General features: G+C 69.9%; 8 protein-coding genes and 1 pseudogene. 4 read left to right on the top strand and 5 right to left on the bottom strand.

The features are described from left to right. Positions 1 to 120: 120 nt before the first annotated feature. Positions 121 to 382 (bottom strand): annotated as a pseudogene (locus tag AB0J57_RS33585) (VOC family protein); the annotation flags it as partial. Between the two features lie 795 nt (positions 383 to 1177). Here AB0J57_RS33585 and AB0J57_RS33580 point away from each other — a divergent pair. Further along, complete coding sequence (locus AB0J57_RS33580) at positions 1178 to 2749, top strand: AMP-binding protein (protein ID WP_366132182.1); 1572 nt, start codon at positions 1178 to 1180, stop codon at positions 2747 to 2749. A gap of 108 nt (positions 2750 to 2857) precedes the next feature. On the opposite strand, the gene AB0J57_RS33575 is transcribed toward AB0J57_RS33580, so the two are convergent. The 4 genes from AB0J57_RS33575 to AB0J57_RS33560 are packed head-to-tail and all read right to left on the bottom strand — an operon-like array spanning position 2858 to position 7722. Next, positions 2858 to 3922: a polyprenyl synthetase family protein gene (locus AB0J57_RS33575; RefSeq protein ID WP_366132181.1), complete on the bottom strand. Its 1065-nt coding sequence runs from the start codon at positions 3920 to 3922 to the stop codon at positions 2858 to 2860. Further along, the gene (locus AB0J57_RS33570) at positions 3919 to 4923 is read right to left on the bottom strand and encodes a terpene cyclase (protein WP_366132180.1); all 1005 of its coding nucleotides are present in this window, start codon (positions 4921 to 4923) and stop codon (positions 3919 to 3921) included. Before AB0J57_RS33570 ends, AB0J57_RS33575 begins: the two co-directional genes overlap by 4 nt. 21 nt (positions 4924 to 4944) lie before the next feature. Continuing rightward, positions 4945 to 6342 carry a cytochrome P450 gene (locus AB0J57_RS33565; protein ID WP_366132179.1) on the bottom strand — a complete coding sequence of 466 codons (1398 nt, stop codon included), beginning with the start codon at positions 6340 to 6342 and terminating at the stop codon, positions 4945 to 4947. Positions 6343 to 6345: 3 nt separating this feature from the next. After that, entirely contained in the window at positions 6346 to 7722 is a 1377-nt protein-coding gene (locus AB0J57_RS33560) for a cytochrome P450 (RefSeq protein ID WP_366132178.1), read from the bottom strand. A gap of 413 nt (positions 7723 to 8135) precedes the next feature. Here AB0J57_RS33560 and AB0J57_RS33555 point away from each other — a divergent pair, with 413 nt between their 5' ends. The 3 genes from AB0J57_RS33555 to AB0J57_RS33545 are packed head-to-tail and all read left to right on the top strand — an operon-like array spanning position 8136 to position 11060. Next, entirely contained in the window at positions 8136 to 9785 is a 1650-nt protein-coding gene (locus AB0J57_RS33555; protein WP_366132177.1) for a phage tail sheath C-terminal domain-containing protein, read from the top strand. A 14-nt stretch (positions 9786 to 9799) separates the two neighbouring features. Beyond that, positions 9800 to 10324: a phage tail protein gene (locus AB0J57_RS33550; protein WP_366132176.1), complete on the top strand. Its 525-nt coding sequence runs from the start codon at positions 9800 to 9802 to the stop codon at positions 10322 to 10324. 4 nt (positions 10325 to 10328) lie between these two features. Next, positions 10329 to 11060, top strand: coding sequence for a hypothetical protein (locus AB0J57_RS33545; RefSeq protein WP_366132175.1), 732 nt, complete (start codon positions 10329 to 10331; stop codon positions 11058 to 11060). The last annotated feature ends 171 nt before the right edge of the window (positions 11061 to 11231 follow it).

Here is an 11231-nt window from a genome sequence, read left to right as displayed (position 1 = left end):
CCGGAGACCGCCTCTCGCTTCAGCAAACCGGTATCGACCCGGCGTCGCCCACACGGTGCACCCGCGTCCTTGGCGAGTTCGTTGGCGTGGGTGTGGTGGAGCAGGCGGGGAGGTTCCGTGTCAGGCCGGGCCGAGGACGCAGAACTCGTTGCCTTCCGGGTCGGCCAGAACCTTCCACGGGAAATCGCCCAGGCCTGCGTCGGCGGGGCTCGCGCCGAGCGCCTTGAGCGTGATCGTCGGTCACCTCGCGCGGGGTCCAGTCGATCGCCTCGGCCCAGAACCGGGCCATGGCCCGCGGGTCCGAGCAGTCGACGACCACCGCGGCGATCGGCCCGGTGTCCCGGTGGGTCTCCCGGGGCTGTAGGACGCAGAACACGTGCCCCACGACGCGCGCTCCAGCGGAGACCGGGGCTGTTTCCCGCGTCGGAGCCGAGGCAGTGGCGTTCTTCAGGGCATGGGTTCGAAGTCAAGGAAGCCGCCGTCACGATCAAGACGCTCTCGTTGAACGCCAAGACGCCCCAGTCCGGTTCGCCTCAGTCGTCGTCCTGGACGAAGGCGGCTACGGAAGCATCCCGCGCGTAGGCACACGATGTCTTACCTGCACCGCCGGCACACGACTCCAAGCGCGACCCCGGGCCTCAGCGCCCTTGTTCCGCAGGTCGCTCCTCCACTCGGACAGCGCGCTCCTGCCGCATCCGCGCCACACCGAACAGGAGAGCCGCACACGCTGCGCCCCATTGGTCATCAGCGTGTTCACCGGCGCCAAAGGGTCACCGGCCGTCGTCTTGGCCAGCAGCACGGCGGCGGTCAGCGGCAGCAATACTGCCGCGAGGGCCGCGCCGGTGCCGGCGACGGACTGCATGGTCACACGTCGAGGGGCTTCAGAGGTCATGCTCCGCATTTCAGCAGGCGGCGGCACGGGGCCACATCGGGCAACGTACTCAGCACTCGGGCTCGGGTACTCACGTCTGCCGGAACACAGTCGACCACCTGTAGCCCGCCCGTGCCCTGCTGCCCGCGTACGGGGTCTGGCCTGCCATGCCCGGGTTCTCCGGCTCGGCCTTGCCGGCTTGGCCGTTGTGTTCGTAGGCGGCTTGATCCTGCCCTGTGTCGTGGTGGCGGTGGGTCGTGGTGAATAGCCTCGCGGTGGACGAGGGATCAAGACCGGACACAGGAGATGAGCGTGGTGAGCGTGCCCGTAACCGGCCACGGTTTTCGTACGTACGTGGAGGACATCCTTGACGCCCTGGACAAGGAGCCGGATCGCGAGGCCCTGGTGCGGGGGCAGCGGAGCCTGAGCGGTGGGGAGGTCAGAGATCTCGTACACCGCTTGGCATGGGCCCTGCATGATGCGGGTCTGCGGCGTGGTCAGGGTGTGACGCTGTTGTGCGGCAACCTGCCCGAGGCACTGTGCGCGCGTTACGCTGCCCATCTGCTGGGGTGCCGGGTCAGCCATCTTTACAACGGGCTGTCGGCGGAGGCGCAAGCGGCCATCGTGCGTGATGTGGACAGCGCCGCTCTGGTGGTCGATCCCGGGTCGGCCTTACGCGCCGGTGAGATCACGGAACTGACCTCCGTCCCCCGCGTGCTGAGCCTGGGGCCCGCACCGCTTGGGGATGATCTCCTGGCCATGGCCGAGGGAGGACCGGCCACCCGGTTTCTGAGCCGGGCGGAGCCGGATGACATCTGCATCATCCGCCACACCGGCGGCACCACGGGGCACCCCAAGGGCATCTGCGTTCCGTTCAGCGGGATGCCGGCCATCACGAGGCCTGGCGCATCTGGCGCCGGGGCCCGGATGCTGGCGGACCCTGCTCCTCGGTTGTTGGTCGCCACCACCCTCGCCCATGGCGCGGGGGCACTGGCTGACGTGGCGCTGCGCCATCAAGGCAGTGTGGTCCTTCTCGACGGCTTCGATCCGGCTGCCGTGTGGAGGGCGATCGAGGCCGAGCGCATCACCGATCTGTTCTTGCTGCCGCCGTTGTTGTACCAGTTGTTGGACCATCCGGACGCGGCCACGGCCGACGCGTCCAGCCTGCGGTGCGTCGTCTACGGCGGATGTACGGCCTCCCCGAACCGGATCGGGGACGCGCTGAAGCGTTTCGGCCCCATCTTGATGCAGTTCTACGGGCAGAGCGAGTCGGGCAGCATCAGTGTCCTGGCGCCGGAGGACCACGATCCGGCACGGCCGGAGCGGCTGCGGTCGACAGGCCGTGTGGTGCCGGGCGTACAGGTCGCGATCCGGGACCCGTCCGGGAATGACCTGCCGTCCGGCCGTACCGGAGAGATCTGTGTGCGGTCCGCGTCGCTGATGCAGGGGTACTGGAAGCAGCCGGACCTGACCGGCCAGGTACTGCGCGACGGCTGGCTGCACACCGGTGACGTGGGGTTCCTCGACGGGGACGGCTATCTCACCGTCGTCGACCGGCTCAAGGACATGGTCGTCGTGGTCGGTGGCCACGTATACACCGCTGAGCTGGAGGATCTGCTCAATGCCCATCCGCAGGTGCGGCAGAGTGCTGTTTTCGGTGTACGGGACGCGGACGGCGTGGAACGGGTGCATGCCGTCGTCGTGCCGTCCCCCGGCAGCCCGGTGACGGCGGATGAGCTGCGGGGGCTGATACGGGCACGGCGCGGCCCCATGTACGAGCCCACCCGCATCGACTTCACCCCAGCCCTTCCGCTCACCGACGCCGGCAAACCGGACAAGGGACAACTCCGCCTGCGAGCCGCCGGACCCGGCAACTAGGCCGCTGTGTGGCCGGCCCGGCCGACGGTGTCATGGGGGCCGCGTATCCCGTGCTGGACTGTGGCCGGCCCGGTGGACCGGGCGGGGCCGGGTGGTGTGGCCGACAGGTCAGTGCGTGCGGTGGACGATGAGTTCGGCCAGCGACGCCAGGGCCCGGGCACCCTCCGGTTCCGGGCGGGCCGCGGCCAGCGCGTCGTGAGCCTTCGTACGGCGGCGCTCCGCCTCCTCCTCGGCCCAGGTGCGCCCGCCCGCCTCCTCGACGAGCCGGGTGGCCTCACGTACCTGGGAATCGTCCAGCGGGCCGGTGCCCCCGTGGTACAGCTCGGCCAGGCGGCGGGCGGCGGGATGGGACGCGCCGAGCGCCGCCACCAGGGGCAGCGACTTCTTGCGCAGCCGTATGTCGGCGCCGACGGCCTTGCCGGAGACCTCGCTGTCGCCCCAGATGCCGAGGACGTCGTCGACCAACTGGAAGGCGACGCCGAGGTGGTGACCGAACCGGCGCAGCGCGCTCACCCGTTCCGGCGCGACACCGGCCGTGTGCGCCCCGAGCGCGCACGCCCCGGCGAGCAGTGCGGCGGTCTTGCCGGCGGCCATCTCCAGGGACTCGTACAGTGTCACGTCGTCCCGCGTCTCGAAGGCGAGGTCCGCCGCCTGGCCGCCGACGAGGGCGAGCAGCGCGTCGCACAGCTCCTGGACCGCGCGAGGGCTGCCGGAGAGCACCTCCATCGCGACGACCAGCAACGCGTCACCCGTCAGCACGGCCTGCGCGTCACCGTAGAGCGCCCACACGGTGGGGCGGCCGCGCCGGATCCTGTCCCGGTCCATCAGGTCGTCGTGCACGAGGGAGAAGTTGTGGACCAGCTCCACACCGGCCGCCGCGCCCACGGCGTGCCCGGCCGGCGCTCCCATGGCCTGGGCGCTCGCCAGCACCAGGGCGCCGCGCACCCCCTTGCCCGGGTCGCCCTTGGCGGGGTTCCCCGCCGCGTCGAGCCACCCGAAGTGGTAGCCGGCCATCGAGCGCACCGGCTCGGGCAGCCGGGCCACCGCCTTGCGCAGCACGGGATCGGTCAGCTCCCGGGCCCGCCCGAGCACCTCCCGTACCGGGGCGGTCGCCAGGTCCCCGGTGTCCCACGCCCGGGTGGGCGAGCCGTGGCCCGTGGCACCTGCCGTCACTGGCCCGTTCCCATCAGCGTCGACTCCAGGTAGGTCTCCGGTCTCTCGGCCGAGGCATCGGGGCCGTACCGCTCGGTCCTTCGCGACCAGTCCAGGTTGCCGCGCATCCAGGTCCGCATGCCCGCCAGGCAGGGCAGGAGCACCTCGGCCTGCCGGGGGTGTTCGCGCACCACCCGGGCCTCGGCGGCCAGGTACCGGTCGGTCTCGCGGCCGATGGCGGCGCACACTTCCCGCAGCGCCTGCTCGTCGTCGAGTCCGCGGTGGTGCCGCACCAGGTGGACCAGGTTGTGGATTTCGCCGAGCGAGCGCTCCTTGGCGAGCGAGTAGACGTCGTTGACCCAGCAGACGACGTTGCAGGCGGCGTCCAGGGCGGCCCGGAAGGACTGGCTGTCGTAGAGCGCGGGCGGTACGTCGATGTCCTCCACGATCTCGATCAGGTCCATGCAGACGTAGATCGCACCGGTGTGCCGGCGGTTGGTGATGTACGAGTCCTCCGACGGCACCCGCCCATGGACGCGGTTGTCCGCCTCCCAGGTGGCCGCGGTGGTCAGGCACTGGTCGAGGTGGACGGCGAACCGGTGCCGCCACTGCGGCGACGCGCCGGCCGCCGTGCGCCGCCACAGGTCGGCCAGCGACGCGACGGCCGGCGGGAGGTGGTGGAGCTCCCGGCGCCCCACCGGACCCGGACCGGCCAGGACGGCGCGCATCAGGCCGACCGCCTCTGCCACCCGCTCCGGGGAGCGGCCGAAGGCCCCGTCGTCGAGCTGGTCGTCGACGAGGAAGAGCCAGGCGAACCAGTCCGCCATCAGGTCGAGCCGCTGCGGGCTCGCGGTGGGGTACACCAGCCCGGCGAACCAGCCGAAGTCGGCGCGCTCGAAGCGTTCGCGGGCGGCGGGGCGGCTGATCAGCTCGGTGCTGCGGGTCCAGTCGGCCAGATGCGCACGGGCCCGCTCGACATGGGGGTTGACGGAGAACGGGAACGGACAGGGTATGTCGGGCACGTGACGGTCTCCTTCCGCCGGTCAGCGGCGTTCGAGGCGCAGGTGGATGCCGCCCTTCGGGTGCAGCGTGATCAGGGCTTCCGGCCGCACCTCGGGGGCGCCTTCGGGCATCACCAGGCGGTGTCCCCGGGCCACCGCGGCGAGGACGAGGGTGAGTTCGGTCAGCGCGAAGTGCTTGCCGATGCAGATGCGGTGACCGCTGCCGAAGGGGATGTAGGCGTGCTTGGGGCGCTGGGCGATCCGCTCTGGGGTGAAGTTCTCCGGGTCGAACCGCTCGGGGTCCTTCCAGAACTCCGGGTGCCGGTGCAGGAAGTAGCTGTTGATCAGCATGTTGCTGCCGGCCGGAATGCGGTAACCGGCGATCTCGTCGTCCTGCCGCGCGCGCCGCATGAACTGGTAGGCGGGCGAGTAGATGCGCAGTGCCTCGTCGATGACCATGCGGGTGTACGTCAGCCTGGGCAGGTCCGTGAACTCGGGTACGCGTCCGGCGAGTACCCGGTCGACCTCCTCGTGCAGCCGCTCCTCGGCCTCGGGGTGGCGGGCGAGCAGGTAGAAGGCCCACGAGAGCGTATTGGTGGTCGTCTCGTACGCCCCGATGCAGATGTTGAGGACCTCGTGGTGGAGCTGCTCCAGGTCCATCCCCTTGCCGTCCTCCTCGTCCACGGTGTGGAGCAGGAGGGTCAGCAGGTCCGTCTCCTCGCCCGTGGGGACGTCCTCGGCGACCCTCTTCCTGATGAAGGCGGAGACGAAGTCGTCCATGTCGGCGATGGCCCGGTGCAGCCGGCGGTGGCTGGGCGTCGGCACGCCCAGCGGTGGGAAGGGGAAGCGGAAGAAGGCACCGAGGACGCTGTTGGCGACGCCGAAGGCGCGCTCGAAGGCCTGGGCCGACGCTCCCACGTCGGCGCTGAACAGCGAGCGGTTGACGATCCTCAGCGCCAGTTGGCCGATCTCGTCGGTGACGTCGAGCAGCTCGCCCCCGGTCGGGCGCTCGCCCCCCGTCGCGTGCCCGCGCCGCTCCCAGCGCTCGAGCATGGCCACGGCCTCGTCGGTCATGTTGCGTGCGAAGGCGGCGACGGTGCGGGGGGTGAAGTGGGGGGCCATCATCCGCCGCTGGCGGCGCCACAGGTCCATGTCGGCGTTGGCGATGAGGCCCTTGCGCAGTACGGGCCTGACGACCTTGAAGATCGCCGCGTCCTTGTCGTACTGCTCGCCCTTGTCGACCAGGATGTGCCGGATGTGGTCGGGGTGGTTGACCATCACCATGGGGATGCCGAACGGGCGGAACCGGAACAGGTCGCCATGCCGTTCGATGCCACCGGCGAGGAAGCCGAGCTGGTCCCGTTTGAAGGCGAACGCTCCTCCGATCCCGTCCCGGGCGGTGATCCTGGGGAGATCTTTCGCGGGTGTGGAGGCGGGCATGGGTCAGCGGCTCCGTAAATGTAGGTGGACGCCACCCTTGGGCTGGAGGGTGAGCAGTGCGGCGAAGCCCGCGTGAGGAGCACCGGCCGGCTGTTCGAGGTGGAAGGACTGGCTGATCATCGCGGTGATCAGCAGGAGCTCGGTGAGGGCGAGCTGCTTGCCGATGCAGTGGCGGGGACCGCTGCCGAAGGGCTGGTAGGCCCCGCGGTGCCGTTCCGCGTTGCGCTCGGCCGTGAACCGCCCCGGGTCGAAGCGGTCGGGATCGGGCCAGAACGCCGGGTGGCGGTGCAGGGTGAAGAAGTTGATGTAGACGGAGTCCCCGGCGCGGATGCGGTGGCCGCCGATCTTGTCCTCCTCGGCGGCACGGCGCATGGTGTGCCAGGCCGGGGTGAACAGGCGCAGCGTCTCGTCGATCACCATGCGGGTGTACGTCAGCTCCGCCAGGTCGTCGAAGCCGGGCACCCGGCCGCCCAGGACCTGGTCCACCTCCTCCTGTACGCGCCGCTGAACGTCGGGGTGGCGGGCGAGCTGGTGGCAGATCCAGGAGATGGAGTTGCTGGAGGTCTCGTAGCCGGCGATGACCATTCCGAGCACCTCGTTGGCCAGTTCACCGCGCGTCAGACCGGAGCCGCTCTCCTCGTCGAGGGCGTGCAGGAGGAGAGTGAAGAAATCCTGCCGCCCAAGAGCCTCGCTGGCCGCCCCCTCCTCATCGTTCAGCCGCTGCTGGATCAGCTCGTCGACGAAACCGTTCATGGAACGGACCAGGGCACGCAACCGGTTGTTGAACGGCGTCGGCCAGGTCAGCGGCGGGAACGGGAAACGGAAGAAGTCACCGGTCATGCCGTTGACCTCGTGGAAGTCACGCTCGAAACGCACGATGCGGTCGCCGGTGTCGGTGCCGAAGAGCGTGCGGACGACGATCTTCAGCGCGAGATCGGTGACATCGGAGGTGATGTCGACCGGCTCGTCGGAGTGGCGCCGCTCCCAGCGCGTGAGCATCTGCCCGGTCAGCTCCGCCATGCTCCCCGTGAACGTGGCGACGCTCGACCGGTGGAAGGAGGGCTGCAACAGCTTGCGGCGCAGCTTCCACGGCTCACGGCCGGGGTGACTGAGCAGCGCGTCACCGAGGATCGCCCGGATCGCCGTATAGAGGAACGTTTCCTTGGTGTAGTTGGCGTGGTTGTCGACCAGTACCCGCTGGACGTAATCCGGGTGATTGAGCACCGTCATCGGAAACCCGCCCAACCGGAGGCGGAAAATGTCCCCATGCTCCCGGACGGCACTTCGCAGGAAGCCCACCTGATCCCGGCGCATGGCCACCAGCCCGGCGAGGTTCTGCCGCACGGTAAGCCGGGGTGGTACGGAGGTGACGGTCGTCATGCGCGTTCCCCTTCCGTCCCCGCAGTGACGCGCACGATGCTGGCGGACGCGGCTGACGACGGCCTGACAGACCACTGACGGCCGCGCCGGGCACAGCCGCCGCGGTCGGCCCGCGCTTACGGCGCCCGCATTCGGCGCCGGGTCGACCCCGGAGGGGCCGGCCGGAAGGAGATGCCAGTGTGGCGTAGGTGGTACGGCCGGGGAGCGTGCTGCCCCCTGAGCTGATCGGCGCTAACCCGTTTCACCTGATCGAAGGAGACACTCCGGCTCCGGAGAGCCGTCGACGACACCACGTGCCTAAGGTGCTGGCAAGATCACCGAGTCGCCGTGTTGGCCACGCCCGACGCTGCGACGGCCGGCTCGGTCCATCCGGTCCTCGGGGCCCGCGTCGCCAGGTGGAGAAAGGGCAGCCCATGCCAGTGCGCGCCACGTATCCCGGTGTCTACATCAACGAAGTGAAGAGCCGGGTGCGCACCATCACGGGTGTACCGACCTCGATCGCCGCGTTCGTGGGGGCGGCCCCACGCGGCCCGGCCGACCGCCCTGTGCACATCACCAGCTGGGGCGATTACGAGACGCAGTTCGGCGGGCTGAATGTGGACAGCCCGATGAGCTACGCCGTCCACCAGTTCTACCTGAATGGTGGGGCCGAGGCCGAGATCGTGAGGCTGGTCCCGCAGCAAGCCAAGACGGTGGAGTTCCGGGTCGGCAAGAAGTCCCAAGGCGACGACAAGCGGCCGCTCCTCAGGGCCGCGAGTGCCGGCAAGTGGGCGCTCAGCCTCCGTGCGCGTGTCGACCACGACAACATCCCCGACGGGGAAGACCAGTTGTACAACCTCACCCTCCGCGACTGCGGCACCGGGGCGGAGGAGAGCTACCGCAACATCAGCGCCGACTCGACGAGCCCGCGAAGCCTGAAGAAGGTGCTGAGCGGGTCCCGGCTGGTCGTCGTCGCGGACGAGGGCCAAGGACGCCCCCAGGCCCACGACGCCCCGAAGCGGTCTTCCGACGATCCGCTGGCATGCCCGCCGGAAGGGGGAGAGCCGGGAGCCGCTCAAGCCGAGGGAAGCAACGGGGACGGGGAAGGGGAAGGCGAGGCGCAACTCGACCTCTTCAGCGCGCCGGACGTACCCACGGGGGAGCAGCCGGACGAGAGCACCCTCGTGGCGGGGGACTACCTCGGCAGCGCCGCGGCGAAGACCGGCATCCACCAACTACTCAAGACGGATATTTTCAACCTTCTGTGCCTGCCCGAGTGTCCGCCAGAGGCCCTGACCGACGCGCTGGAGCTGTGCATCGAACGGCGTGCCATCCTGCTCGTGGATCCTCCCACGGCCTGGTCCGACGGAAGTCTGGACCTCAACGGCATCGCGCGGAATGCCCTCAACAACATGCCCGTCAGGGGCGACTCCGCCAAGAACGCCGCCCTCTACTTCCCCCGGGTGATGGTCCCCGACCGTCGACGTGACGGCGAGATCAGGGCCTTCCCGCCCTGTGGCGTCATGGCAGGCGTACTGGCGCGCACCGACGCCCAGCGCGGGGTGTGGAAGGCCCCGGCAGGGACCGACGCCTCGCTCAACGGAGTCATCGGTCTCGAGATGCCGCTGACCGACCGCGAGAACGGCATGCTCAACCCGCTCGGTGTCAATTGCCTCCGCCAGCTCCCGGTCCTGGGGCCCGTGGCATGGGGCGCGCGGACCGCCCGCGGGGCCGACCGCCTCGCCGACGAGTGGAAATACCTCCCCGTACGCCGCCTCGCGCTCTTCGTGGAGGAGAGTCTCTTCCGCGGCACCCAATGGGTGGTGTTCGAGCCCAACGACGAACCCCTCTGGTCGTCGATCCGGCTGAACGTCGGTGCCTTCATGAACTCCCTCTTCCGCGAAGGCGCCTTCCAGGGACGCACGCCCGACGAGGCGTACCTCGTCAAGTGCGACCGGGAGAACAATCCGCAGAACGACGTCGACCGCGGAATCGTCAACATCCAGGTCGGCTTCGCGCCCCTGAAGCCCGCTGAGTTCGTGATCATCCACATCGAACAGCTCGCCGGCCAGATCCAGACCTAGCAGGAGGACGTCCGATGCCGGACATCACGCGCAGGGACCCCTTCAAGAATTTCCGGTTCCGGGTGAAGTTCAGCGGGTCCACCGAATACATCGCCGGGGTCAGTAAAGTTAGCGGCCTCAAGCGGACCACAGAGGTGATCAAACACCGCGACGGCGGCAGTCCCGGCACCAGCCGAAGGCTTCCGGGCCGGACCGAGTACGAACCCGTCACCCTGGAACGCGGCTGTACGACCGACACCGTCTTCGAGGAATGGGCGAACCGGGTCTGGAGCTTCCGCAACGCCACCGGCTCGCTCGAGACCTCGCTCAAGGACTTCCGCCGGGACCTCATCATCGACGTCTTCGACGAGGGCGGCCAGAAGGTGCTGTCGTACGCCGTCCACGACTGCTGGGTCTCCGAGTACCAGGCGCTCCCGGACCTCGACGCCAATGCCAACGCGGTCGCTTTCGAGCACATCAAACTCGAACACCACGGCTGGGTGCGCGAGCGCACCGAGCCACCGCAACTGACGCAGTTCAGTGACACCGCGTCAGGGTGACCGAGTGACGACCGAGCTGACCGAGGCGAGGCTCCTGGAGGTCTGGGAGACCGGCAGCGGGCAGGAGCCGCCGGCCCGGGCCCTGCTGCTCGGCGCGCTGGCGGACGGACCGGAGCCGGCGGTCCCCGTGGCGGACCGCACCTTGGGCGACCTCAACGCGCTGCTGCTCGATCTGCGGGAAAGCTGCTTCGGAACGGCGCTGCTATGCGCCACCGACTGCCCGCGGTGCGAGGAGCGGCTCGACGTCACCGTCACGACCCACGAACTGCGTGCGCTCCGGCCCACCGACACGGCCCGCGACCGGCAGCCCACGGGCACCTTGCACGCCGACGGACGCCAGGTGGCGTACCGCGCCCTGACCGGAGGAGACCTCCTGGCCGTCGACCCCGCCGCTCCCGACGCCCGGCGCACGCTGCTGGCCCGGTGCGTGGTCGACACGGAGCCGGCCGCCGCCGATGGGCCCGGCGACGAGGTTCTCGAAGCCGTGGCGGAACGACTGGCCGCCCTCGACCCGGGTGCCGACACGGCCGTACCCCTGACCTGCCCCTACTGCCACCACACCTGGTCCGCCGCGTTCGACCTGGCCGGATACCTCTGGACCGAAGTCGAGGCGTACGCACGCCGTCTGCTCCACGAAGTGCACCTGCTCGCCCGGGTCTACGGGTGGACGGAGGCCGACGTCCTCGGGGTGAGCCCCGCCCGGCGGCAGTACTACTTGGAGGTGGCGGTCGGATGAGCGACTTCCTGGGCCGGCTGCTCGGTGAACCGGGACCGAGGCTGCGCCCGCAGCTCCCGACGATGTTCGACCCGGGGGCGCCGCAGTTGCGTGCGTACGCCGACGACGATGTCCCCGCGCCGGAGGACCGACGCCCCGCCTCCCCGCACGCCGGCCCGAACCGGATCGATC

Source organism: Streptomyces sp. NPDC049837 (assembly GCF_040674455.1).
GTDB lineage: Bacteria > Actinomycetota > Actinomycetes > Streptomycetales > Streptomycetaceae > Streptomyces.
Note: the sequence above shows the minus strand (reverse complement) of the source record. Positions and strands in the feature narration are given on the sequence as shown.

Bases quoted from the DNA above. Each gene is read 5' to 3' on its own strand.
- AB0J57_RS33580 (WP_366132182.1), top strand. From the start codon at position 1,178: ATGAGCGTGGTGAGCGTGCCCGTAACCGGCCACGGTTTTCGTACGTAC.
- AB0J57_RS33565 (WP_366132179.1), bottom strand. From the start codon at position 6,342: ATGCCCGCCTCCACACCCGCGAAAGATCTCCCCAGGATCACCGCCCGG.
- AB0J57_RS33560 (WP_366132178.1), bottom strand. From the start codon at position 7,722: ATGACGACCGTCACCTCCGTACCACCCCGGCTTACCGTGCGGCAGAAC.
- AB0J57_RS33555 (WP_366132177.1), top strand. From the start codon at position 8,136: ATGCCAGTGCGCGCCACGTATCCCGGTGTCTACATCAACGAAGTGAAG.
- AB0J57_RS33550 (WP_366132176.1), top strand. From the start codon at position 9,800: ATGCCGGACATCACGCGCAGGGACCCCTTCAAGAATTTCCGGTTCCGG.